Annotated in this window: 29 protein-coding genes and 1 tRNA gene; 19 read left to right on the top strand and 11 right to left on the bottom strand. The window is 31.9% G+C overall.

Features of this window, described 5'->3' with window-relative positions; translation table 11 throughout:
* Positions 1-47 precede the first annotated feature (47 nt).
* Positions 48-133: transfer RNA gene (locus ACTT88_RS05105), tRNA-Leu, on the top strand.
* Between the two features lie 296 nt (positions 134-429).
* On the opposite strand, the gene ACTT88_RS05100 is transcribed toward ACTT88_RS05105, so the two are convergent.
* The 6 genes from ACTT88_RS05100 to ACTT88_RS05075 form a co-directional block, all read right to left on the bottom strand.
* On the bottom strand, positions 430-873 hold the full coding sequence (locus tag ACTT88_RS05100; protein WP_440908237.1) for a hypothetical protein: 444 nt from the start codon (positions 871-873) through the stop codon (positions 430-432).
* The gene (locus ACTT88_RS05095; protein WP_440908236.1) at positions 845-1,102 is read right to left on the bottom strand and encodes a hypothetical protein; all 258 of its coding nucleotides are present in this window, start codon (positions 1,100-1,102) and stop codon (positions 845-847) included. Before ACTT88_RS05095 ends, ACTT88_RS05100 begins: the two co-directional genes overlap by 29 nt.
* On the bottom strand, positions 1,089-1,556 hold the full coding sequence (locus tag ACTT88_RS05090; RefSeq protein ID WP_440908235.1) for a hypothetical protein: 468 nt from the start codon (positions 1,554-1,556) through the stop codon (positions 1,089-1,091). Before ACTT88_RS05090 ends, ACTT88_RS05095 begins: the two co-directional genes overlap by 14 nt.
* Positions 1,556-3,556 (bottom strand): AAA family ATPase, encoded by a 2,001-nt coding sequence (locus tag ACTT88_RS05085; RefSeq protein WP_440908234.1) that lies wholly within the window; start codon positions 3,554-3,556, stop codon positions 1,556-1,558. The genes ACTT88_RS05090 and ACTT88_RS05085 overlap by 1 nt, the downstream gene beginning before the upstream one ends.
* 1 nt (position 3,557) lies before the next feature.
* Positions 3,558-3,995 (bottom strand): hypothetical protein, encoded by a 438-nt coding sequence (locus ACTT88_RS05080; protein WP_440908233.1) that lies wholly within the window; start codon positions 3,993-3,995, stop codon positions 3,558-3,560.
* Positions 3,996-4,408: 413 nt separating this feature from the next.
* Positions 4,409-5,458 (bottom strand): tyrosine-type recombinase/integrase, encoded by a 1,050-nt coding sequence (locus tag ACTT88_RS05075; protein ID WP_440908232.1) that lies wholly within the window; start codon positions 5,456-5,458, stop codon positions 4,409-4,411.
* Positions 5,459-5,586: 128 nt separating this feature from the next.
* Between ACTT88_RS05075 and ACTT88_RS05070 the strand changes: the two genes are divergently transcribed.
* Positions 5,587-5,748, top strand: a complete 162-nt coding sequence (locus tag ACTT88_RS05070) for a hypothetical protein (RefSeq protein WP_440908231.1) — start codon at positions 5,587-5,589, stop codon at positions 5,746-5,748.
* Between the two features lie 5 nt (positions 5,749-5,753).
* Here ACTT88_RS05070 and ygfZ read toward each other — a convergent pair whose 3' ends face one another.
* On the bottom strand, positions 5,754-6,644 hold the full coding sequence (ygfZ, locus tag ACTT88_RS05065) for a CAF17-like 4Fe-4S cluster assembly/insertion protein YgfZ (RefSeq protein WP_440908230.1): 891 nt from the start codon (positions 6,642-6,644) through the stop codon (positions 5,754-5,756).
* Positions 6,645-6,687: 43 nt separating this feature from the next.
* Between ygfZ and ACTT88_RS05060 the strand changes: the two genes are divergently transcribed.
* On the top strand, positions 6,688-7,995 hold the full coding sequence (locus tag ACTT88_RS05060; RefSeq protein WP_440908229.1) for a dihydroorotase: 1,308 nt from the start codon (positions 6,688-6,690) through the stop codon (positions 7,993-7,995).
* On the opposite strand, the gene ACTT88_RS05055 is transcribed toward ACTT88_RS05060, so the two are convergent.
* Together ACTT88_RS05055 and ACTT88_RS05050 are read right to left on the bottom strand one after the other, a co-directional pair.
* Positions 7,988-8,320 (bottom strand): DMT family transporter, encoded by a 333-nt coding sequence (locus ACTT88_RS05055; RefSeq protein ID WP_440908228.1) that lies wholly within the window; start codon positions 8,318-8,320, stop codon positions 7,988-7,990. The two genes, ACTT88_RS05060 and ACTT88_RS05055, sit on opposite strands and share 8 nt — an antisense overlap.
* A complete protein-coding gene (locus ACTT88_RS05050; protein WP_440908227.1) occupies positions 8,313-10,214 on the bottom strand; it encodes a propionyl-CoA synthetase in 1,902 nt (633 codons plus the stop codon). Before ACTT88_RS05050 ends, ACTT88_RS05055 begins: the two co-directional genes overlap by 8 nt.
* A gap of 242 nt (positions 10,215-10,456) precedes the next feature.
* Between ACTT88_RS05050 and ACTT88_RS05045 the strand changes: the two genes are divergently transcribed.
* From ACTT88_RS05045 to ACTT88_RS05025, 5 genes are all read left to right on the top strand, one after another.
* Positions 10,457-11,197 (top strand): bacteriorhodopsin-like, encoded by a 741-nt coding sequence (locus ACTT88_RS05045; RefSeq protein WP_440908626.1) that lies wholly within the window; start codon positions 10,457-10,459, stop codon positions 11,195-11,197.
* 100 nt (positions 11,198-11,297) lie between these two features.
* Positions 11,298-12,299, top strand: coding sequence for a fatty acid desaturase (locus tag ACTT88_RS05040; protein WP_440908226.1), 1,002 nt, complete (start codon positions 11,298-11,300; stop codon positions 12,297-12,299).
* 62 nt (positions 12,300-12,361) lie between these two features.
* Entirely contained in the window at positions 12,362-12,682 is a 321-nt protein-coding gene (locus ACTT88_RS05035; protein ID WP_440908225.1) for a 2Fe-2S iron-sulfur cluster-binding protein, read from the top strand.
* On the top strand, positions 12,683-13,699 hold the full coding sequence (locus tag ACTT88_RS05030; protein WP_440908224.1) for an NAD(P)/FAD-dependent oxidoreductase: 1,017 nt from the start codon (positions 12,683-12,685) through the stop codon (positions 13,697-13,699).
* A complete protein-coding gene (locus ACTT88_RS05025; RefSeq protein ID WP_440908223.1) occupies positions 13,696-14,322 on the top strand; it encodes a glutathione S-transferase family protein in 627 nt (208 codons plus the stop codon). The genes ACTT88_RS05030 and ACTT88_RS05025 overlap by 4 nt, the downstream gene beginning before the upstream one ends.
* 213 nt (positions 14,323-14,535) lie before the next feature.
* Here ACTT88_RS05025 and ACTT88_RS05020 read toward each other — a convergent pair whose 3' ends face one another.
* Positions 14,536-15,051, bottom strand: coding sequence for a TraR/DksA family transcriptional regulator (locus ACTT88_RS05020; RefSeq protein WP_440908222.1), 516 nt, complete (start codon positions 15,049-15,051; stop codon positions 14,536-14,538).
* A gap of 78 nt (positions 15,052-15,129) precedes the next feature.
* Here ACTT88_RS05020 and ACTT88_RS05015 point away from each other — a divergent pair, with 78 nt between their 5' ends.
* Genes ACTT88_RS05015 through ACTT88_RS05000 form a run of 4 tightly spaced genes read left to right on the top strand, consistent with a single transcriptional unit; the run spans position 15,130 to position 19,922 of the window.
* Positions 15,130-16,452, top strand: coding sequence for a glycosyltransferase family 39 protein (locus ACTT88_RS05015; RefSeq protein ID WP_440908221.1), 1,323 nt, complete (start codon positions 15,130-15,132; stop codon positions 16,450-16,452).
* On the top strand, positions 16,453-17,322 hold the full coding sequence (locus ACTT88_RS05010; RefSeq protein ID WP_440908220.1) for a glycosyltransferase: 870 nt from the start codon (positions 16,453-16,455) through the stop codon (positions 17,320-17,322).
* Between the two features lie 18 nt (positions 17,323-17,340).
* Positions 17,341-18,774 carry a DUF1800 family protein gene (locus ACTT88_RS05005; RefSeq protein ID WP_440908219.1) on the top strand — a complete coding sequence of 478 codons (1,434 nt, stop codon included), beginning with the start codon at positions 17,341-17,343 and terminating at the stop codon, positions 18,772-18,774.
* Positions 18,771-19,922, top strand: coding sequence for a DUF1501 domain-containing protein (locus ACTT88_RS05000; RefSeq protein WP_440908218.1), 1,152 nt, complete (start codon positions 18,771-18,773; stop codon positions 19,920-19,922). Before ACTT88_RS05005 ends, ACTT88_RS05000 begins: the two co-directional genes overlap by 4 nt.
* Here ACTT88_RS05000 and ACTT88_RS04995 read toward each other — a convergent pair.
* Positions 19,919-20,140: a hypothetical protein gene (locus ACTT88_RS04995; protein ID WP_440908217.1), complete on the bottom strand. Its 222-nt coding sequence runs from the start codon at positions 20,138-20,140 to the stop codon at positions 19,919-19,921. The genes ACTT88_RS05000 and ACTT88_RS04995 overlap by 4 nt on opposite strands.
* An 85-nt stretch (positions 20,141-20,225) precedes the next feature.
* Here ACTT88_RS04995 and ACTT88_RS04990 point away from each other — a divergent pair, with 85 nt between their 5' ends.
* From ACTT88_RS04990 to ureG, 7 genes are read left to right on the top strand one after another with little or no spacing between them, the layout of a single operon-like run.
* Complete coding sequence (locus tag ACTT88_RS04990) at positions 20,226-21,035, top strand: urease accessory protein UreD (protein WP_440908216.1); 810 nt, start codon at positions 20,226-20,228, stop codon at positions 21,033-21,035.
* Entirely contained in the window at positions 21,036-21,338 is a 303-nt protein-coding gene (locus ACTT88_RS04985; protein WP_440908215.1) for an urease subunit gamma, read from the top strand.
* 7 nt (positions 21,339-21,345) lie between these two features.
* Positions 21,346-21,651 (top strand): urease subunit beta, encoded by a 306-nt coding sequence (locus ACTT88_RS04980; protein ID WP_440908214.1) that lies wholly within the window; start codon positions 21,346-21,348, stop codon positions 21,649-21,651.
* On the top strand, positions 21,648-23,357 hold the full coding sequence (ureC, locus tag ACTT88_RS04975; protein ID WP_440908625.1) for an urease subunit alpha: 1,710 nt from the start codon (positions 21,648-21,650) through the stop codon (positions 23,355-23,357). The genes ACTT88_RS04980 and ureC overlap by 4 nt, the downstream gene beginning before the upstream one ends.
* Before the next feature lie 3 nt (positions 23,358-23,360).
* Positions 23,361-23,804 (top strand): urease accessory protein UreE, encoded by a 444-nt coding sequence (locus ACTT88_RS04970; RefSeq protein ID WP_440908213.1) that lies wholly within the window; start codon positions 23,361-23,363, stop codon positions 23,802-23,804.
* Entirely contained in the window at positions 23,770-24,450 is a 681-nt protein-coding gene (locus tag ACTT88_RS04965; RefSeq protein WP_440908212.1) for an urease accessory protein UreF, read from the top strand. The genes ACTT88_RS04970 and ACTT88_RS04965 overlap by 35 nt, the downstream gene beginning before the upstream one ends.
* Entirely contained in the window at positions 24,447-25,058 is a 612-nt protein-coding gene (gene ureG / locus ACTT88_RS04960) for an urease accessory protein UreG (protein WP_440908211.1), read from the top strand. The genes ACTT88_RS04965 and ureG overlap by 4 nt, the downstream gene beginning before the upstream one ends.
* Positions 25,059-25,062: the final 4 nt, after the last annotated feature.

The following is a 25,062-nucleotide window of genomic DNA, read 5'->3' as shown; positions in this document are numbered from 1 at the left end:
TTACCAATTTGAATCATGATTGTCATTCATTTATTATGGGACATATCGCGGTCGTGCTGAAATTGGTAGACAGGCACGGTTGAGGGCCGTGTGGACCTAGTCCATGAGAGTTCGAGTCTCTCCGACCGCACCAAGACTAAAAATAATCCTGCATTGTTGTTAGGTTATCTGATCCAAGAGTCATTGTCAAAGTGTGCTCAACTGTGCTCAGAGTGTGCTCGTTAGTGTGCTCGTTTTTTTTCTACTATGTCGGTCGGTCTGTTGACCTCCCTCCATGTCCACCAAGGGTGTACTAAAAAAGGATTGTTAAAAATCTGAAAAACGTAAAGTAGGTTAGGGGTGTCACCCCCTTTTTCAAATTAAGGTATAGATTATATGTCTATGTAATACAGAATCGATATAGTCGTCCTTAATCAGTGCAAAAATTTTTTAAATTTTTTTTGGCAAAAATGTTCCTAGTCCTTTGAAGTAATCTGGATCTGGTTTATTTCGATCATCTAATATTTTTTTTAACGTATCGTCTGCAGGTGCTGCAGCTGATGCTTTTATAAAATTTGGAATTTTAAGGGGTAGGGTAGTATCGGATTTAACGTTCAATGAGTCTCTACGTGGCTCTATGGAAGATTTTTTTTTATATTTTTTCTCAATATCTCTAAATTCTTTCTTTTCTTGATTGTTAGCTACTTTCTTTAAGAGCTCGTATTTTTCCTGAGCAGTAAATTTTTTTAACATTTCTGACTCTGTCATTATGGTATTATCGACTCCATCATATACGTAATTAGTTCCATCGTATGTATTAGATGCTTCTGTAAACGCTTCATTAAAAGTTTTGTTGAATGGTTGTTTAGTTTTCTGATCCTTTGATTTGCTCATCAAGTTCCTCCTCTGTTACGGCTATGTTTGGATCGCCTATTAATTTAGCTACGTTCTTAATACGTCTTACTAAATATCTATTTTTCCATTGTTCATGAAAGAGCTGCTGCTGCAGCCTCATATATTTTTTATTATTTTCAAAGTTCTGCTCCTCCATTTCCAACATTGTATTGGTGTTGTTTTCTAAGACTCTGAGTATCTTAATCATGTCATCTTTATTCAGTTTCATCTTTAACCCTCCTTACGCCGAAATCGTCCTCTATTTTTTGTAGCTTTTCTTCCAACTGTTCTTCAGACAAATCCTCTATTGTTTTATTGGCTATTAGTTTTCTTTCTACGTATAATCCTGCAGCTTTACCTCGATAAACTTCTGCATTCATAGCTGTATGGAGCTGTCCCTTTTGTTTAGCCATATCATGGATTTCATTTAGACGTGCCATGTGTTTTTCTTTTGTAACCTGATTACGTATTCTAAAATCTTCCTTAAGTTCCTCTATGTGCATATAAACATGTGGTTTAAGTTTATACGTAGTTAGTTCGTATGCCCTTTGATGAGCCGATTCTTTTGCATACCCTGCAGCAATAGCGATATCAGTATTTGTCCGAGTCTCATTTGAAAACATATTATCTACGTACAACCGAGCAAATAACTTCTCTTTATCAGTAAGGGTTTTTAGCTTCATCAAGTGTTTCCTCCATTAGATTTTTTTGGTCTTTGACAGATACATTTCCCACATTCTTGACAAGGAATACCGGTAGGGCATCTGCTACAGCTACCATCGGCGTCTGTTGATATTGGGCTACCACAGCTCCAACAACGTGTTTGTCTATTCTTTATGATTAGCTTTAATCTAGCCAATTCAAGATATAACCTGTCAACTGATGCTGAAGATAATGGAGGATCACCGATCTCTTTGTTCTTTGCCATATCACGTATTTGTTGCTGAGATAAACCCTGCTCATGTAGTTTAAGAATCTCAAAACTATTTTGTTTCAAAAATGGATAATGTTTCCATTCCCCTTGCTCTGACATTGTAACAATACGTTTCTTAGCCCATTCAGAACCACCGAAGCCTCTGCTCTTATCAAACTCAATAGAGCTTTGAAGATTTTTATTTCCTTTCATGGGAAACCTGTAATCTTCTTCTAATTTTGTGAGCTGAATAGACGTGTCTAACAATCGACCAATGGTACTTGAACCTGAAGATCCTTTGCCCTCTTTGTTCTTGTTAGCATGGTGAACAAACATTCCAGAGAAGCCTTTATGTTTTAGATCAGTTCCCCAATTTAAAAATGGGTTCCAATCTTGAGCTTTGTTCTCATCAATCGTAGATAGTTTTGTCATGTTATCTAAAAAGAAAAAAGGTTTTTTTCCTGTTCTCTTTTCAATTTTATGCAAATGATTTTCAATCATCTCTCGACCTCTACGTCCATAATCTTTAGCAGCATCTTTACCATGAGCTTTAGCTACAGCTATTGCACTGAAACCATATTTAAACCCTGCATCAATAAGATTGTCTTGATTTAAAGGAAAATAATTATTGTGATCGAACGTAAGATTTCTATCTAACATTCCAAGCTTAACTGTATCTCTTATTTTTCTGATTGTTGCACCTGGTAATTCAGACTCTAAATAAAAACAGGGTATTGTTTTATCACAAGTCCAACCAAGTAAATCATGACCACTGCACATGTGCATTGCAAGTGACATTCCAAAAACTGTTTTACCACTTTCATACCACCCAAACGTTTGATTAAAAGATCTACTGTTAATAATTGGATTCATCAAATATTCTACAGGAGCATATTCAATGAGTTCGTCCATGCCGCCATCTATAAGCGGATACTCTTTAGGCTCATCTTTGTAAAAATCTTCTTCCTGCAGCTCCTGCTCCTCTTGCTCATAAAGTAGGTTATAAGCCTCTAATTCGCTGACTAAATGACTACGTAATTCAGTTATGCCATAAACCTTTTTTTCATTTTTTAATGCAGCTCTTTGTTTTGATATTTTTTTTATTCTGTTTTTAATTTCACTATCATTAGTGTTGATACACAGCTGAGTTACATACGCTGTCAACAGATGCTCAGGATATTCGTCCTCAGGTAATCTAGCTAGAGCTCCTGCAAGACGTATATGAGCCTCATCTCTACCACCCTCCGCAGGCCAAGCTTTCTCACACTCTGTAAAGAAACAAATTAATTTTAATTCATTCTCTAAAGATTTTATATCAACCTCTGCAGGCGGAACATCGGAAGCAATAAACCTATCACCCCCTGTAAAGATAGTCTGTGTACTTGTTAATACCTCAAGCAGTAATCCTTTATTTTTAGAAATATTTTTAGGATATTTTTTTGAGCCACCAATAGTTGGTGCTCCACTACCATTTACTTTATACGTCTTATGAGTCATGACCTTTTGACCATTGACCACTTTACCATCAGTAAATGTTGGCGGTAGCAGATGCAGGTATCTGTGAGCTACGTTATCATCGTCATCAAAGTCTATTGTGAACACGCTGCTCTTTTCATGGAACATGCCTAAACGTTTAGCAGCAAGTAATTCATTGAATGACCATGTGTAATACCATTCACTATTTTTAGTTTCGGGGTGTTTATTATCCTGAACAGGAGTCATAACAAATCCGTAATCTTTCCATCTATTCAAATCATCAATCGATCTCATGTTAGTCCTCCTTACCTAATGACATACGTAACATTCGTATTACCAAGTCTCGCTCATCGTCTGTAAGCGATGATATAGTTTTTGCATGATCGAAAGCTGACGCTAAGTCTAATTTTTTAATTTTAGGATTTTTACTTTTTTTATATTTTGAAAAATCGATGACCTTACCTCCGTTAGCTAACTCTAACCTTTTGAAGTAATCATCTGGTTTAGACTCTAACCATTGGAAAAAATTTTGACCTTTTTTTCGCTCTTTCTCATAGTCCTCCTGCAGCTGTTGACGTATATCCTCTAGTACATCAAACCTAATATCGAATATATCTTTTTTGGCTGACAGCTCCTGCAGCTCCTTTTTACCGGTAGCCTTTGATTTATTTTCTACGTTACCGCCACCCTTATAGATGCTGTACGTAGGATCTTTTATTTCTTTAGTTTTCATAATCAATCACGTCCTTTCAACGTTAGTTAAAATTTATATGCAGCTCCCCTAGTGATTAGTTAGAGAAACTGCGATCGTGATGATTTGTGTGTAATTGGATTTATTACTTAAGAATCTCTTAACAGATAATCACAAACCATCAAGTGTTTCATGTTTCGTGGCTCATGATTAATTGTTAATGCGAACAAGTTTTTTAATTGGTAGCGTCCAATATTTATAAATACACGTTATGCAAATTCTGACTCACTCTGCAACAGTTTTTTTATTTTTTAAAATTAATGGCGTAAAGACTCAAGAATCGTGGATCATGAACCTTTGACCATGTGTGATATGGGGGTGATATGGTCGTGGGGTATGGCAGCGTCTGCTCCTCTCATGTCTTACGTAAATAAGAATATAAGAATATAATAATATTAAGAATTTATTTTCTTAAGTTCTCGTATGGTTGAGATCCTATTAACGTCATCAATTAAATCCTGTGCCTTGATCCTTGTATATCGCTTCATGGATCTATAATCCTTGTGCCCACTAATGGCTGCAACCGATGCCTCTGACATTCCACTCAATAGGGCATTGGTAATAAAACAAGCTCTCAGGTCATGCGATCTAAAATTTTCAATACCTGCTCTTTTACATGCCTGATTAAAAAACCAGTTGTAAGAGTCATAAGACGTAACTCTAAAAAATGTTTTTCCAAAAGGATATCTTTTTAAAATTTCCAATACATTATCTGCAAGAGGGATTGTTCGATCATCACCATTTTTAGTGTCCCTAAATGTCCCTACCTTTTTTTCAAAATCTACGTCATCTCTTAATAGGTTCATAACTTCAGAATACCTAGCTCCTGTAGAATAAAGAATCTCAATAAAGTCTCTGAGCAGGAGTAACTTAGACTCTGCAGCTGATGCTATTAGAGCGTCATATTCTTTATACGTCAGAACCCTATCTCTCTCATTGTCAACCTTGTCTAATGTAACCAACTCAAAAGGGGATTGTGCAGGTAGATTAATTGACCATTTTTTCTTGGTTGTATTCCATATCTGATGCAGGAGCTGCACGTAAATATTTATTGTCTTGGGAGCTGATCCCTCAGACTCAAGCTTTTTTTGAAAATTATAAACGTGTGAGCTTCTTAGTCTTAAAACAAACTGATTAGCAACATCATATCTAAGCAGCTTATTTAATTTATGTGTCGTTGACTTCTTTGCCTTGTGCTCAGGTACAATCTCGTCCCTGTATTTAATGATTAGATCTTTAATGGTAATAGTCTCTGCATTTCCATAATCAGTGTAGACATCTTTCTCAATCTGTGTCTCAACTGTTCTTGACCATTTTCTTGCTACCGCTTTTTCTATGAATGTTTTATAGATGCTCTTGTGATTTGACTTCCTAATGATAACCTGCCACTTACCAGATTTTAATTTACGTATGACCGCCATTTTAACCCCTTTCTGCTTTCTCACTGTGCTCACAGTGTGCTCGTTTTATTACAGGGTTAAATTAGAGGCTAAGTTACTGGCCAAAAGACACTGTCCCAAGGAGTTCGAGTCTCTCCGACCGCACCAAAGTGAATTTTATATAGGAGTTTTTGATGGATAAATTACTTTCAGTAATGTTTATGGTTGGGGTTTTGCTTTTAGTTCTACCAAGTTTTTTACAATCAAATTCTCAGTTAAAGCAATTTCTTAAAAATCTAAGTATTTGGATTATTGTAGTTTTTGTAATTTTAATGATTGTTTATTTATTTAAATAAAAAAATTAGTTTTTTATCCAATCAGGTTTATTGACATTTATTGAAGCTTCTTTAGTTTTAAAATTTGCTTTTTCATCAAAGTTTTCATTTAAGTATTTAATTAAAGCAAAAGGATAGTCGCTATCAATTAAAACCTTACCTATTTCAACTTCATTGTTATAAATACTTTCACCTTCGTGCAGTTTTCCATTAATTACATTTATTGGAAACAATCTTTTTGAAAGCTTGTTTTTTAATTTAATTCGTGCTGTATTTTCTTGACCAACATAACAACCTTTTTTGAAATCAATTCCGTTTAATTCTTCAAAATTACATTCAATACCAAACAATTTGTCTTTTAATTTATTTAAATCTTTTGGAACTATTCCAAGACTATGACTTAATGAATAATATTCTTTTAGGTTTGCATCATGAAGATCTAGTTTTTTCAAAGATAAATAAAGTTTTTCTAAATTAATAATTAATCTCGCACCTAAATTCTTATTTCTTGGATCTAAAAATATTGGATCTTCTCTATATTTTATTGTGTATCCAGGTTGATCTTTTGCTTCATCAAAAGTTAAAAATTTTTCATGAGAAAATGCTGCTACAACAAATTCATTACTTAAATTGAGAATTTCAACTTTTGATCTTAGCTTATATAGGGATAATTGTTTGAATAACTCCTCTGCCTGAGGTTTTTCACAATCCAAAAAATACCCAGACTTATGCTTTATAATTATAAATTCATATAAAAATTTACCTTGGGGTGTAAGTAATGAACTAAAACAACTATTTACATCGTTTACTTTGTTTATGTCGTTACTAATTAGATTTTGAAGAAACTCCTTTGCATCTTCTCCATTAATATAAAGAATTGCTCTATCATCTAAAATATAAACGTTTTTTATATTCATAATTGATTAATTATAGAATGTAATATAATAACAATTTTTCAAAATGTTAGATCTTATAATTAAAAACGGACAATGTTACATCGATGGTGATTTAAAAGATGTAGATGTTGCTATAAAAGATGGAAAAATTCAGCAGATTGGACAAATTTCAGAAAAAGCAAAAGATACAATTAATGCAGAAGGCCATACAGTATTACCTGGTTGCATAGATACCCAAACACATTTTAGAGAGCCAGGATCGACAGATACTGAAGATCTTCACTCAGGTAGTAGAGCAGCAATAGCAGGAGGTATTACAAGCGTATTCGAAATGCCCAACACTAATCCACCAACTTCTAATATGAAGGAATTTCAAAGGAAATTAGATCTCGCTAAAAATAGAATGTATTCTAATTATGCTTTTTATTTTGGGGCAACAGCAGATAATGCAGATGATTTAGCAAGTTTAGAAGGTTTAGAAGGATGTTGTGGAATTAAACTTTTTGCAGGATCCTCAACAGGTAATTTATTAGTTGCTGAAGAAGACGATATAGATAAAGTTTTTAAAAATGCTTCAAAAGTAGTAGCGGTCCATTCTGAGGATGAAGCAATTTTAAAAGTAAACAAGAAATTAATAAAAGAGGGCGATGTTCATACCCATCCAGTATGGAGAAGTGCAGAATGTGCAATAGCATCTACTAGAAGAATTGTTCGAATAGCAGAAAAGCACAATAAAAAAGCTCATGTACTTCATATTACAACAAAAGAAGAAATTGATTTTCTATCACAACATAAAGGAAACATTACATTTGAGATTACCCCTCAACATTTAACTCTTTATGCACCAGATTGTTATGACAAGCTTGGAACGTATGCTCAGATGAATCCACCATTAAGAGATAAATCTCATTATGATAGATTGTGGTATGGAGTGAGAAATAACTTCAATGATACTATCGGGTCAGATCATGCCCCCCATTTAAAAGAAAACAAAGACAAGATATATCCAAACACACCTTCAGGAATGCCAGGAGTTCAAACTTTAATGCCTGTAATGCTTAATCACATAAATGATGGAAAATTATCTCTTAACCAATTGATGAACTTTGTTTGTGAAAATCCAGTAAAGATTTTTGGGATTAAAAACAAAGGATTTATTAAAGAGGGTTATGATGCAGACTTTACAATTGTTGATATGAACAAAACAATCGAAATTAAAAATGAAAATATAGAAAGTAAATGTAAATGGTCACCATTTAATGGATTTAAATTTAAAGGAACACCCACACACACAATAATTGCTGGAAACATTAAAATGCAGGATGGAAAAATTTTAGGTGATCCTGATGGAACCCCTTTACAATTTAGCTAAGCTTACCAGTAAAACTATTTACAAGTATAACACCAATTACAATTAGGAATAAACCAATAATGGCTTGCCAAGCTAAAGTTTGCTTAAAAAATATATATCCAAGGATTGCAATAGTAAAAATTCCTAAACCACTCCATGTTGCATACACAATTGCTATTGGAAGCTTGTTGACTACAAAAGTTAAAAGATAAAAAGCTGTGAGATAAAAAGCTGAAAGAGCTAATGTTGGTATAAGTTTTGTGAAGTTTTGAGATAAGGGAAGTAACATTGTTCCAGCAACCTCACAAAATATTGCAGCGATTAAAAAAATATAAGTTTTAACCATTGTTTAAGATTTTGTGATTAATTAAATCTTCTTTTATTTCTGTTAAAATTGCTGGATCATCGATCGTAGGAGGCACTTTATATTCCTCGTTATCTGCAATTTTTCTTATTGTTCCCCTTAAAATTTTCCCTGATCTTGTTTTTGGTAATCTTTTAATAACTATTACAACTTTAAATGCTGCAACTGGTCCAATTTTATTTCTAACCATTTGTACACATTCTTTAGATATAGTGTCGTTATCTTTATCAACACCAGATTTTAGAACTACTAATCCAATAGGTAATTGACCTTTTAATTTGTCTGCAATTCCAAGTACTGCACATTCTGCAACAGATTGATGTTCTGACAAAACTTCTTCTATGGCACCTGTAGATAATCTATGACCAGCTACATTGATGATGTCATCAGTCCTAGACATTATCCAAATATATCCATCATCATCTATGTGACCTGCATCATATGTTTGGTAGTATCCGTCATAATTAGACATATAATTTTCTTTGTATCTTTCGTCCGCATTCCATAATGTTGGAAATGTTCCTGGAGGCAACGGGAGTTTCACAACGATGTCTCCCATCTCATTTGGTTTCGCCAAAGATTGGTCAGGCTTTATAATTTTTACATCATACCCAGGAACAGCTTTGCATGCTGAGCCATATTTTGTTTCCATCATTTCAATGCCAGTACAATTTGAGCTAATTGCCCAGCTAGTCTCTGTTTGCCACCAATGATCAATGACTGGAACTTGAAGCAAATTCTCAGCCCATTTTATAGTATCTGGATCAGCTCTTTCTCCAGCAAGAAATAAGCTTTCAAAACTACTTAAATCATATTTAGAGAAAAATTTACCCTCAGGATCTTCTTTCTTAATTGCCCTAAATGCTGTTGGAGCTGTAAAAAGAGATTTTACTTTATAATCTGAAATGATTTTCCAAAAAGCTCCTGCATCTGGAGTTCCTACAGGCTTGCCTTCGAACAAAACAGTGGTACATCCTTTAAATAAAGGAGCGTAAACAATATATGAGTGACCAACAATCCAACCAATATCACTCGCAGACCACCAAATATCATCTGTATCAATGTTATAGATATTTTTCATAGTCCACTTGAGAGCAACAATGTGTCCACCAATATCTCTTACTATACCTTTTGGAGTTCCTGTTGTACCTGAAGTATATAAAATGTATGCAAACTCATTTGAATTCATCTCAACACAATCAGCAATTTTAGCACTAGAGATAACTTCCTCCCAGCTGACCTCATCTGGAGCATTTAATTTAACTTCGTGACCAGGTCTTTGAAATAAAATCATCTTTTCGATTTTGTGACCAGCTATTTTAATTGCTTCATCAACTAGTGGTTTGTACTCAACTGTTCTTCCTGGCTCAAAACCACATGAAGCGGTCACTAATATCTTTGCTTTACTATCATCTATTCTACTTGCGAGCTCGTTTGAGGCAAAACCACCGAAGACGACAGAGTGGATTGCACCTATTCTTGCACAAGCAAGCATAGCAACCACTGCTTCAGGGATCATTGGCATATAAATGATCACCCGGTCACCTTTATTTGCTCCTTGAGCTTTCAATGCCCCAGCAAATTTAGATACCTTTGACCTTAATTCCTCATAAGTGAACTTACTTTTGTTATTTGTAATAGGACTATCATAGATTAAAGCTGTCTTTTGACCTCTTCCTTGATCAATATGGATGTCTAAAGCGTTATAGCAGGTGTTTGTGACCCCATCTTCGAACCATTTATAGAAAGGCGGGTTGGATTTATTTAAAATTTTTGTTGGTTTTTTAAACCAAAAGATATCTTCAGAGGCTTCTTGCCAAAATTTTTCAGGATTTTTTATAGAATTTTCATAAATTAGATTAAATTTAGAAGACATAAAAAGTTGATTCGAATTCCTTAATTTTTTTGGTTTTTAACTTATAAATTGTATTTAATTTTAAAAATTAAGTAAAATCAATGCTTATTAGTGACAATTAAGTCTTCATAAAACTAATTTAATTTGCTATTAACCGCGACATTGGCTTAAGGAAACTTAAGTCTAGTTTATATAAACTAAAATAAAAACTAACGAAGAGGGAGTTTTTTATGAAAAAACTTAAACTGTTTGCTTTAGCAGCTATGGCTCTGATTGGATTTTCAGGTATAGCTATTGCAGCAGACGCAACGATGTTGATGCAAGATGACTTCGTAGGAATTTCATTCTGGGTTATCTCTATGGGAATGTTAGCAGCTACTGCTTTCTTTTTCATGGAAGCAGGCAATGTCGCATCAGGCTGGAGAACATCAGTTATTGTTGCTGGTCTAGTAACTGGTATTGCATTCATACACTACATGTACATGAGAGAAGTATGGGTTGCTACTGGAGACTCGCCAACTGTTTACAGATACATTGACTGGTTAATCACTGTGCCATTACAGATGGTAGAATTCTATTTAATTCTAGCAGCTATTAACAAAGCAAACTCTGGAATGTTCTGGAGATTGTTAATTGGTTCATTAGTGATGCTAATCGGTGGATACTTAGGTGAAGCAGGATATATCAATGCTACACTTGGTTTCATCATCGGAATGGCAGGTTGGGTATACATTCTTTATGAAGTATTCTCAGGTGAAGCTGGTAAAGCTGCAGCGAAAAGTGGAAACAAGGCTCTTGTAACTGCTTTTGGTGCAATGAGAATGATCGTTACTGTAGGTTGGGCAATTTACCCATTAGGTTATGTATTTGGTTACTTAACTGGTGGTGTAGACGCTAACTCACTTAACGTCGTTTATAACTTAGCTGACTTCATTAACAAAATTGCATTCGGTCTAGTAATTTGGGCTGCTGCAACTAGTTCTGCGGGAAGAAGAGCTAAGTAATTTAGCTAAAATTTAAATTAAGGGCAGGTACAATTTTGTACTTGCCCTTTTTTTTTGCCTTTATTAAATTATGTATAATAACTATACATAATTTTTACCGATGGATGTTAAATTAGAAAAATGGCACAAATGCCAAATTGATAAAGAAGTTCTTAAAGAGCTTTCAAAGAAATCAGATATAAAAGGACTGCAACATGTTTCAGTTTTTTTTGGGCTATTATTAGTAACCGGAATTCTTGCATATCAAACTTGGGGCACATGGTGGTCAGTATTTTGGTTTTTAATTTATGGAAATATTTATTCCTTCTCTAATCCACTATGGCATGAGACAGGTCACAAAACTGCATTTAAATCAAAATTCTTAAACGAATTTTTTTATTACATCTCGTCTTACATGGCCAACTTTGAACCAACTAGATGGAGATACACACACTTTGTTCATCATGGAAACACTTATTCAACAGAAAATCCATTTGACCATGAAATTGAATATGGAAATGATTTAAAAGAAACCCCAAAAAGATTAATTATAAATATAATTCCATTTTTAGATTTAGTTTTTTTTAAAAAACATATTTCGTTTGAAATCATTCAACATGCCATGGGAATTAAAACAAAAGTGATGCAAGATAGCATTCCAGAAAATGCACAACCAAAATCAATTTTTATTTCAAGAATTTATGTTGCTATTTGGTTATCAATTATCTTATGGTCTATATTAGTTTCTTCTTGGATGCCTCTATTATTTTTTGTATTACCACAATTCTATGGAAAAACTTTACATAAACTTGTTGCATTCACTCAACATGCAGGACTTGCAAGGAACATAAAAGATCATAGAGTTACATCACGGGAAATGTATTTAAATCCAATACTAAGTTTTTTATATTGGAAAATGGAATATCATTTAACTCATCATATGTTTCCAACAGTTCCGTCATATAATCTTGATAAGCTGCACCAGCACATAAAAGACCAATTACCAAAGCCAAATCATGGTTTAATTGACGCTTATAAAGAAATAGTTCCAGCACTTATAAAACAAAAAGAAGATACAAGCTATTTTATAAAAAAAGAGCTACCTCAAGCTCAAAATATATAAAATATATACTAAGTATGATTTTACTTACTTGTTCAATTTAGATAAGAAACTATATATAACGCATGGCAAAAATTACTTATCACACACACGATAATAAAATTCATACAGTTGATGTTCAAAAAGGATTAACTGTAATGGAAGGCGCAATTCAAAATGATATTCCAGGAATTGATGCAGATTGCGGGGGTGGAATGTCTTGTGCCACTTGCCACGTTTATGTCAAAGAACAATGGTTAGATAAACTTCCAGCTAAAGAAGATGGTGAAGAAGATATGCTTGATATGGCTTTTGAGCCAAAAAATAATAGCAGGTTAAGTTGTCAAATAATTGTCTCAGATGAGTTGGACGGATTGGAAGTAAACATTCCTTCAAAGCAAGGTTAAATGAATAAAACAGATGTATTAATTATTGGAGCAGGACCAACAGGTTTATTTTGTGCTCATCAACTTGGAATTATAGGCTTGAGTTGTGAGATAGTAGACAATCTTGATAAAGCTGGAGGACAATGTATCGAACTTTATCCAGATAAACCTATTTATGATATTCCTGCAGTACCCGAGTGTACTGGTGAAGAGTTAACTAATAATCTTTTAAAGCAAATTAAACCTTTCAATATTAAATTTCATTTAAATGAAAGAGTAGAAGAATTAAAAAAAAATAAAAACAGATGGCATGTTAAAACCTCTGCTGGAATAGAATTTGATGTTGCAGCAATTGTTATTGCCGGTGGTGTTGGTTCTTTTGAGCCAAGGAAGTTTTCAGTTAAGGAGTGTGAAAAATTCGAAGGCAATTCTTTATTTTATTCAATTAAAGATAAATCAATATTTAAAGACAAAACTATTTCAATATTTGGAGGAGGAGATTCAGCTTTGGATTGGGCTATTGAATTATCAAACAACTCCAAAGTAAATTTAATTCACAGAAGAGATGGTTTTAGTGGAGCAGAAGCAAGTGTTCAAAAAGTAAAAGAGCTTAATGATCAAGGAAAGTTAAATTTATTTACAAAATATCAGATGGACTCTGTAAGTGGAGATAAACAAATCGAATCTGTTAAAATAAAACATGATGAAGGTGAGATTAAAGAGATTAAATCTGATTATGTCTTGGGTTTCTTTGGTTTAATTATGCAACTTGGTCCTATTTTAGATTGGGGCTTAAATATAAATAAAAAAACAGTTCAGGTAAATACTGAAAACTTTGAAACTAATGTTAAGGGAATATTTGCTATAGGTGATATTTGTTCTTATCCAGGAAAATTAAAATTAATTCTTTCAGGTTTTCATGAAGGTGCGTTAGCCGCAAGAGGTTGTTTTAAATATGCAAAACCAGATGAGAAATTAAGATTTGAATTCACAACAACTTCCAAAGCTGCACAAGAAAGACTTGGAATTAAAAAATGATAGAACTTTTTTCTGCTAATACTCCTAATGGTTGGAAAATTAGTATTATGCTTGAAGAAATTGGTTATGAGTACAAAGTAACCAAAGTTGATTTAGGTAAAAATGAACAATTCAAACCAGAATTTATAAAGCTAAGTCCTTTTGGAAAAATTCCTGTCATCATAGATCATAAAAACAATAAAAGTATCTTCGAATCTGGTGCAATCTTAATGTATCTAGGTGATAAAAGTGGAAAATTTTATAATGAGAAAGATAGAATGGTTATTAATCAATGGTTAATGGCTCAAATGGGAACAGTAGGCCCCATGATAGGTCAACACCACCAGTTTCATCATTATAATCCTGGTAAAAGTGATTTTGGTGAAGAGAGATATTTTAAAATTACTAAAAGAATTTATGGTGAATTAGACACAAGATTAAAAGAATCTAAATTTCTTGCAGGTGCTGATTACACAATTGCAGATATTGCAACATGGCCTTGGATGGCAAGACACGAATGGCATGATATTGGTTTGAAGAATTATAAAAATTTATCTAGATGGTATTTGGAAATAGCAGATCGCGAGGCTGTAATTAAAGGCTATAGTTTTATGGATAAAGATGCAAAAATTCCTAAAATCTAAAAATTTATCCAAATAATCTATAAAGGGTGCTTAGTATTCCATAACCCGAAAACTCAATAGCAATAATTACAACAATAATTAAAATTAATTTTTTATTCATTTTAAGAATAAATAAAGTAACAAAATTATCCAGAAAAAGGGATAGTAGAAATAGATATACTTCTTTGCAAAAAGAAAAGAAATTGAACTTTGTTTTGAAGATTTTTTTCTCATTTAGTCATCTGCATGAACTTTTTCTTCTTTTTCATGCTTTTCTTGAGCTGCAATAGTGTATTTAGCAACAGGTCTTGCCATTAATCTTTTTAATCCAATTGGCTCAGCTGTGTCAAGACAATATCCGTAAGTATCTTCTCTAATTCTTCTTAAAGCTTTATCAATTTCAGATATTAATTTAATTTGTCTATTGATTGCTTTCATTTCTACGTTGCTATCAATGTAGGAGTTTGCTTGATCAACAATATCAGCAGAAATATTATTATCATCCATACCACCATTATAAAGAGCTTCGTTATTTGCTTTAATTAATTCTTTTTTCCATTCAGTAAGTCTAATTCTGAAATACACTTTGTGTTTTTCACACATATATTTTTCAGTATCTTTTGGAACATAAGTTTTTGAAATTTTTATAGGACCTTTGGGCGTTGCTTTAGCTGTAGTTGGTTTTGACTTAGTTACAACTTTAGTTTTTGGTTTTGATACTTTTTTCTTTGCTTTAGCAGTCTTTGGCATACCTTAATTTTGATCGCTCGCAGTATATTCAGCAAATTAGGGGTGTCAAGCAAGCTTAATTGATATAAATATTTATAAATGACCATTAATAACAAAAATATCAATAATGTTTTTTATATTTTTGTTACAGCTCATCTAATTTTTTGGACTTTGATTCCATCGCTCACAAATCATAATTTACCTTTAGATACTATTGAAGCCTTAGCTTGGGGAAGTAATTTAGATTGGGGTTTTAATAAACATCCACCGATGAGTGCTTTTTTTCCAGAAGTTTTTTATCAAATTTTTAGATCACAAGATTGGGTTTATTATCTTTTAAGTCAAATTTTTGTAATTATATCTTTTTATTATGTATTTAAATTTTCAAATGAAATATTTAACAATAAGATTTTAAGTTTAATTTCTGTATTACTAATTGAAGGTATTTATTTTTATAACTTCACTACACCAGAATTTAATGTAAATGTATGTCAACTACCTTTCTGGTCTTTAACAGTCTATTACTCATGGAAAATTTATAGTAGCAAAGAAATAAAGTTTTTAGATTGTTTTTTAGTAGGTCTGTTTGCGGCTTTTGGCTTTTTATCAAAATATCTATTTATATATCTTTTAGTTTCAATTGACCTTCTATTTATTTATTTAATTTTTTTTAAAAAAGATAGAAAATTTGATTTTAAATATCTCATCACTATCGAAGTTTTCTTGATAGTTCTAGTTCCACATTTTATATGGTTATATAATAATGATTTTATTACTATTACATATGGATTAGCCAGAACTGGCTTAGAGCAATCTATTTTATTAGATCACATTAAATATCCATTAATCTTTTTGCTAAAACAAATAGGAATATTAATTCCATTTTTTATTTTAATTTGGTTATTAGTAAAAAAAATTAACTTTAAAATTAACTTTAAAGATAAAAATTTACTTTTTTTAATAGCCATTAATATTTTGCCAATTATTTTAATACTTTTAACTTCATTAATTACTGGATCAAAAATAAGAACTATGTGGATGACACCTTTTTATTTATTTTTTGGATCACTATTTGTTTATCTAATCCAGGGGCAAATAAATATAAAAAAACTAAAAGCATTTGTTATTGGTTTTTTTTTCTTTTTCTTTTTATCACCAGTGCTTTACGCTTATGTTTCAATCTCAAAAGATGACAAGAGAACTGATTATCCAGGCAAAGAAATTGCAATAAAAACACAATATGCTTGGGACCAACAATTTGATTCTGAAATAAATGTAGTTTTAGGTGACGAATGGAATGCTGGAAACTTATCTTATCATTTAAAATCGAGACCAGTTTGGGAAGGTATTGTTGAAAGAGAAAAGCTTGATCAATTGAAAGATTATATGTGTCTTGATAATATTTGTGTAGGATCAAGATAGATGAAGTACGTAATTTTAATTCCAATATATAACGATAGAGAGTCTTTAAAATTACTGATTGAAAATATTAATAACGAGGTAAAAGATTTAAATCATGAGGTATCAATTTTAGTTATTAATGATGCTTCTTCTCAACAGATAGTAGACAACTATCCAAACATTGACAATATTCAATCTATCGAAATTCTTAATATGAAAGAGAATATGGGGCACACAAGATGTATTGCGTTAGGATTAAAGTATATTTTTGAAAAAAAAGAGTTTGATTATGTAATTCCAATGGATGGAGATGGTGAAGATCGACCTGAAGAAATTAAAAATTTTATTGAATTTAGTCAAAATTCTGATGGAAAATCTATTGTTGGAGAAAGAGTAAAAAGATCAGAAAGTTTATTTTTTAAAATATGTTATCAGTTTCATAAATTTTTAACTTTATCATTTACTGGACAATCAATTAAGTTTGGAAATTTTACCTGTTTGTCAAAATTTACAGTTGAAAAAATGATTAATGAAAAAGCTACATGGAATAGTTTTTCAGGTTCACTAAAAAAAACAGAAAAAGTATTATTGACCATTCCGTCAATTAGAGGGCCAAGATATCATGGCCCTTCACAGATGAGTTTTTTTAAATTATTAAAACATTCGCTTGCAATAATTAGTGTTTTCAGAAAAAAAGTTTTAATTCGTTCAGCTTTATTTATTATTTTTTATATATTGCTAATTAAAAGCTATGCATCAGTAATTACTTCATTGCCATTAGTTTTGTTATTGATAATGATTTATTCAATCTCTAGTTTAGCCTTAAGAGAGAATATTGAGGAATTTAATAATTCCTTAATGAACATCCACGATATTGATAAAATTAAATGATGGTTATATTTTAACACTATGAAAAACTTTTTTAGAAAAGTTGCATATGGAATCGGACCTAATGAAAATATTCCCTCAGATCCTTTAAAATGGGCGCTTGGTCAACTCAATGATGTTCCAGAATTATCTTGGCAGGGCAAAATTTATACTGAAAAAGAACTTAGGGGTCATTATAGAGATTGGGTTTATAATGATAGAAAAAAATTAAGAAAAAAATATAAAGACAATAAAACGCTTTATAAAACTCACAAAGATATTTTAAGGCGAAATACAGGTCAAAAATTTTGGGAGTCTTTAGAAATTTCTATCAGGCACAACGAGGGCATTAATAGTTATCATCCTGTGCTCGCAAAACTTTGGATGTTTTGGGGAAACTTTTTTGCAATTAGTGAAAAAGATTTTTTAGCAAATTATTCAACAGGCCCCTATCATAGAGAAATTATTCGACCTAATTTAAATCAAACGTTTGAAAAAATGGTTTATGAAGTGACTACTTCTTGGGCTATGATACATCATTTAGACAACAGCGAAAGTGCTGGCCCTAAAAGTGTTACTGCTAGTCAGGATTGGAGAAGAAAAAAGAAGAGACCTGCAACAATTAATGAAAATCACGCACGAGAACTTTTAGAGCTTCATACAGTTTCACCAAAAGCAGGATATACACAAGAGGACGTAATACAACTTGCATACATCATGACTGGTTGGCAGCAAAGATGGAGTAAAAAAAACTTGGAAACAGGTAATGTCTATTTTAATTCTGAATATCATCAACCAGGTAAAAAAAATGTCCTTGGAAAAGAATATAAATCAGGGAGAAAAACATTGGCAGTGGTTATTAAAGATTTAGTTAATCATCCTAATTGTAGAGATTTTGTTGCTGAAAGACTTTGTAGATATTTAATTACAGATGAACCTACAAAAGAAATGAAGCAACCAATCATTGATGCATTTAAAAAATCAGATGGAAATCTTACAGAAATACATAAAGCAGCTATAAAAGTTACATTTGATTACAATAATAAATATAAAAAATTTCAAACTCCTGAAAATTGGTTTATTCAAGTTGCAAAATTAGGAGATTTACAATGGCCACCGTCTCCGGAAGTAATGGAATCTTATGAATTAGGAACACAACCAACAAGAAAACAAAGATCGCCTGAAAGATTATTAAGAAATATTGGACATCATCCTTATAGAGCTAAACAACCTAATGGTTGGTCAGATCATTCTGACGATTGGATTTCACCTGAGTTAATAATAAGAAGACTTGTTTATGCTAAGCTAAGCCACTCTTTCTCAAAAATGCAAAATAATAATGAAGGATATTATCAAAATATAGTTGAAAAAAATTTTGATAATCCTGATAAAATAATGAAATATTTAAACCAAAAAAATAGAATTGCTGAAAAACAAACTCTACTTTTTAACCATCCGGAGTTCTTAAGATCATGAAGATAACAAGAAGAGATTTTTTAAAAACTACAGCCATTACTTCATTGTATTTTGCTGGTTTTGGTGGAACAACTTATGCAAATGCTGGAACAAAGAAAAACTTAGTTATCATAATGCTTCGTGGCGGAATGGATGGTTTATGTGCAATTCCTGTTAAAGGAGATAAAAATTTTGAAAAATTAAGAAGTAAAATAAATCTTGATAGGACTTTAAAACTCACATCAGATTTCGATTTACATCCAGCATTAAAAACATTTAAAAATCTTTGGGATGAAAACTTAAGTGCAGCAGTTCATGCAACAAATATTCCTTATACAGGTAGATCACATTTTGATGGTCAAAATTTAATGGAGTCAGGTGGTAAAATACCTTACCAAGAAAAAACAGGTTGGCTTGGAAGAGGAATGAAAATTGCTGGATTAACTGGAAATGGATTAGCTTTGGCACTACCCATGCCTTTACTAATCAGAGGTGTTCCAATGAATAACAATTATTTTCCAGTGGGTCATAAATTGCCATATCCATCAACACTGAAGATTATTCAAGAAGTGTATAAAGATTATGATGAAAAACTATTAAGTGAAAATTTAGAAATCATACAAACAAGAGAATTAAGCAATACATCAACTGATAGTAGTTGGGTGCTTGCCTCAAATGCTGCTAATGAATTATCAAAAGTTAATGGACCAAGAGTAGCAGTATTTGAAGTTGATGGTTTTGATACCCATGCAGCTCAAGGTGCTACCAATGGAGCTCATGCAGATTGTCTTTCTGATTACGATAACATTGTTAAATCTCTTAAATCTTCAATGAGCAAAGAGGCTTTTGATAACACTTTAATTTTAACATTAACTGAGTTTGGAAGAACAATTAAACAGAACAGTAGCAATGGAACAGAACATGGTTACGGTTCAGCTATCTTAATGGCAGGAGGGCTTGTTAAAAAAGCACAAATTCATACCGATTGGCCAGGATTAAAGAGAAAAGAATTATTTGAAGGAAGAGATTTAAATTCTACAATAGACTCAAGAGCAATTTATGCATCTGCAATGTCTACAGTCTTTGATGTAGATTTCAAAAAAATTACCAAAAACGTTTTCTGGGGTGAAAATTTACCAAATTTATCTGATAAACTTTTTAAAGTTTAACAACAGCTACAGCTTTTTTTAGCAGCTTTCGGTTGTTCGTTATCTTTTGCAGCTTCTAATTCTTTTTGTTCATCTTCAATAGCTTTTTGTTGCTTTGAAATCTTATCTTCAAAGTAATCATAAAGAGAGGCAAATCCTAATTTGGAGGCTCTTTTTTCCTCATAATTTCTTCGCCCTTTAAGGTTTTCAATTATTTTAACTATTTCTTGGTTCTGCATGCTCTCTTTTTATTTAAAAAGGTAAATAATTCAAGTTATAAAATTGGCAAATTATAAACAGGTTTTTTTGTGTTAGGATGATGTGATGAATATAAGTCAAAAAAAATTAGAAAAATCTGAAGGCAGATTAGAAATAAAAATAAAAGACCAAAACTTACAAAAACTTTATCAACAGGGATCTTTAAAAGCTTTGATGCCAGATTTTCACGAAAATTTAAAACAATTAATGCTGATCAATACTGCTGGTGGTATTACTTCTGGGGATGGATATGACTACAAATTTGAAATTGATAGTTCGAAACTTTGTATTTCAACGCAAGCGGCAGAAAAAATTTATAGTGGTTTTGGTAATCCTGCTAATTTAGAAATTAACTTAAATTTATTAAATAATTCTAGTCTATTTTGGTTACCTAAAGAATTAATTTTATTTAATAATTGTAATTTAAAAAGAAAAATAAATTTTAATTTATCAAAAGATTCAAATTTACTTCTTTGTGAAAATATTATTTTTGGACGAACTTCTATGAAGGAAGAGTTTGAAAAAGGATATTTTTCAGATTTCTGGAATATTAATATTGATAAAAAATTAATTCATACAGAAGCAATAAATACAGGTTTATTCGAAAAAAAATATTTGAATAGTTTTTCGACATTAAATAACAATTCTGCAGTTGCGACAATTATTATTGTAGGAAATAAGTTTTTGAGTAACATTAATAATCTGTCTGAAACTTTAACTAACAATGAAAATACAACTTCAAATTATTCACATTGGGATAATAAATTGATCGTAAGACTTTTATCTAAAGATAGTTATAATCTTAAATTTGCAATTGATAAAATTTTGTCTTATTTTTTTGAAGGTTCAAAGATACCAAAAGTATGGAATATATAAATGAAACTTACTCCTAGAGAAAAAGATAAACTTTTAATTAGTCTTGCAGCAATTGTCGCTAAAAATAGATTATCAAAAGGTATAAAATTGAATTATCCAGAGGCTATCGCTTTAATAACAGATTTTGTTGTGGAGGGAGCTAGAGAGGGCAAAAGTGTTGCAGAACTGATGGAGGCAGGAGCTCATGTTATTAAAAAAAAGGATTGTATGGAAGGTATTCCAGATATGGTGAAGGAAGTTCAAGTAGAAGCTACTTTTCCTGATGGAACTAAATTAGTAACAGTGCACAAACCTATTAGATGATAATATTATGAAGCCAGGTGAAGTAATTACAAAAGACGAGCATATAGAATTAAATAAAGACACCAAAGTTACTAAGATAAAAATTTCTAATTCTGGAGATAGACCTGTACAAGTTGGAAGCCATTATCATTTTTTTGAAACAAATGAGTATTTAGTTTTTGACAGGGAATTATCATATGGAAAAAGATTAAATATCCCCTCAGGAACTGCTGTGAGATTTGAACCAGGTCAATCTAAAGATGTTGAGCTAATAGAAATAAATGGATTAAAAAAAATATACGGGTTCAATAAGAAAGTTATGGGTAATTTATAATGGCTAAAATTTCTAGAGCAGCTTATGCAGATATGTATGGGCCAACCACAGGAGATAAAGTAAGGCTCGCAGATACTGAACTATTTATTGAAGTTGAAAACGATCTAACCACTTATGGTGAAGAAGTAAAGTTTGGTGGTGGAAAAGTAATAAGAGATGGGATGGGCCAATCTCAAATCAGTAGAGAAAAAGGAGCTGCTGATACAGTTATTACCAATGCTTTAATAGTTGATGTAAATGGAATTTATAAAGCCGATGTTGGCTTAAAAGATGGAAAAATACTTGAAATTGGTAAAGCTGGTAATCCTGACACTCAATCTAAAGTAAATATTATTATAGGCCCAGGAACAGAGATAATTGCTGGTGAAGGAAAAATTTTAACAGCTGGAGGTTTTGACAGTCATATTCATTATATATGTCCTCAACAAATTGATGATGCTTTACACTCAGGTATTACAACTATGTTAGGAGGAGGTACTGGACCTGCTCATGGTACACTTGCAACAACGTGTACACCGGGACCATGGCATATACAAAGAATGATTCAATCTGCTGATGGTTTTTCTATGAATTTAGCTTTTGCAGGAAAAGGAAATTCTTCATTGCCAGAAGGCATTGAGGAACAAATTCTAGCAGGAGCTTCAGCTTTAAAATTACATGAGGATTGGGGAACCACTCCTGGGGCAATTGACAATTGTTTAAATATTGCTGACAAAAACGATGTGCAAGTAATGATTCATACAGACACTTTAAATGAAAGTGGATTTGTAGAAAATACAATAAAAGCAATTAACAAAAGAACTATACATGCTTTTCATACAGAAGGTGCTGGTGGTGGACACGCGCCAGATATAATTAAAGTTTGTGGCGAAGAGTATGTTATTCCTTCTTCAACAAATCCAACTAGGCCATACACAGTTAATACAATAGAAGAACATTTAGATATGCTTATGGTTTGTCATCATCTCGATAAATCTATTCCTGAGGATGTAGCATTTGCCGAAAGTAGAATAAGAAGGGAAACAATCGCAGCAGAAGATATTCTTCATGATATGGGTGCCTTTTCAATTATTGCATCAGATAGTCAGGCTATGGGTAGAGTTGGAGAAGTTATAATTAGAACTTGGCAAACTGCACATAAAATGAAAGTTCAAAGGGGGATTTTACCAGAGGAAAAAGGAGACAATGACAACTTTAGAGTTAAAAGATATTTAGCAAAATACACAATCAATCCTGCAATTGCTCATGGGATTTCAAAACATATTGGTAGTATTGAAAAAAATAAACGTGCAGATTTAGTTCTGTGGGATCCAGCATTCTTTGGTGCAAAGCCAGAGATGATTTTAATAGGTGGAAGTATAGCTTGTGCTCAAATGGGAGACCCAAACGCATCAATTCCAACCCCTCAACCAGTATACACTAGACCAATGTTTTCATCATTTGGAACTTCTTTAGAGAAATCTTCAGTAATTTTCACAAGCAAACTAGCTCTTGAAAAAAATTCTTTAAAAGATGCAAGTATTAGAAAAGACTTACTACCTGTAGAAAACACAAGAGCCATTTCTAAAAAAGATATGATTTTAAATAATAAGTGTCCAAAAATTGAGGTTAATCCCGAAACTTATGAAGTAAAAGCTGATGGTGAAATTATTACCTGTGAACCAGCTAAAGAACTTCCTTTGGCACAAAGATATTTTATGTTTTAGCTTATGGATAATTGTTTTTTAATAGTTAATAAAATTCCTAAAAATAAAGCAAAAGATCACATATCTTTATCTTATGATGAGAGATTTTTAAGAAGAAAAAAACTTGTTTCAGATAATGGTTTTGAATTTTTAGTCAATTTACCAGAGACAAAATCACTGTCAGAAAATCAAGCTTTTAGACTTCAAAGTGGAAATTTGATTTTAATTAAAAACAAAAAAGAAAGTTTACTTGAAATAAAAGGAAAAAATTTAATGCAATTAATTTGGCATATTGGAAATAGGCATATGCCATGTCAAATTGAAAAAGATAAAATTTTTATACAATATGATGAAGTAATAAAAAAAATGATACTTAAATTAGGGGGAAAGGTTAAGAAAGTTTTAAGACCTTTTAAACCAGAGGGAGGTGCATATGGAATTGGTAGAACCCATAGCCATAAACACTAAAATAAAAAATAAAAAAGATTTAAAAGAATCGTTACAAATTCTTCAAACTTGGTTTTCCCCTTCATTTCCTGTTGGAAGTTTTTCATATTCTCATGGTTTAGAGGCAATGATTAATGATAATTTAATTAATTCAAAAGAGGATATTTTGGATTATTTAAAATGTATCTTAAAATATGGAACTGGTAAAAATGATGTAATTTTAATGAAACATACTTATCAAGGAGAAGAGTTAAATGAATTAGCTTTATCTCTTTGCCCATCTAAAGAAAGAAAAATAGAGTCTGTTGAAATGGGTAATGCTTTTAGAAAAGTTTTAGCTGATAGTTGGGATTTTAAAATTCAAGAAAATACCGCTTATCCAATTGTAGTTGCTAAAGCAGCCAAACATTTTAATATACCCTTAAATTTAACGATAGTATCTTATCTACAATCTTTTGTATCAAATTTAATAAATGTTTGTATTAAACACATACCAATTGGCCAAAAAATTGGACAAGACTGTATTATACAGACTTATGACTTAATAAGGGAAATAGAAAAAGAAAGTGAAAATTTAAATTTAGAGGACTTAGGTGGAATTTGTTTTAATAGTGACATCTATAGTATCAAGCATGAAAATTTAAAAACACGAATTTACAAAACATGAAAAATATTAATGGACCATTAAAAGTTGGAATAGGTGGACCTGTTGGTGCAGGAAAGACAAGTTTAACAGCTGAATTGTGTAAGTTTTTATCAAAGAAAATTTCTATGGCTGTAATATCAAACGATATTTATACTAAAGAGGATGCAGAATTTTTAATGAAAGTTCAAGCTTTACCTCTTGAGAGAATTAAAGGAGTTGAAACAGGAGGATGTCCACATACAGCAATTCGTGAAGATGCTTCAATTAATATGCTTGCTGTAGAAAATATGAAAAAAAAATTTCCTGATCTTGATTTGATTTTAATCGAGTCTGGTGGAGATAATTTAGCAGCAACTTTTAGTCCTGAATTAGTTGATCTATCTATTTATATTATTGACGTTGGTATGGGTGGAGATATCCCTAGAAAAGGTGGTCCTGCCATTCAAAAATCAGACTTGTTAATTATCAACAAGACAGATTTAGCTCCTCATGTAGAAGTTAATCTCGAAACCATGAAAGAAGACGTAAAAAAGGCCCGAAATGGCTTACCTTATGTTTTTTGCCAGATGAAAAAGCAAATTGGTGTTGAAGATGTTGCTAAATTCTTATTTTCATCAGGTGGACTATAGAGTT

The sequence above is a fragment of the Candidatus Pelagibacter sp. genome, assembly GCF_052046145.1.
Classification (GTDB): Bacteria; Pseudomonadota; Alphaproteobacteria; order Pelagibacterales; family Pelagibacteraceae; genus Pelagibacter.
This window is presented reverse-complemented; position numbering and strand designations above follow the sequence as displayed.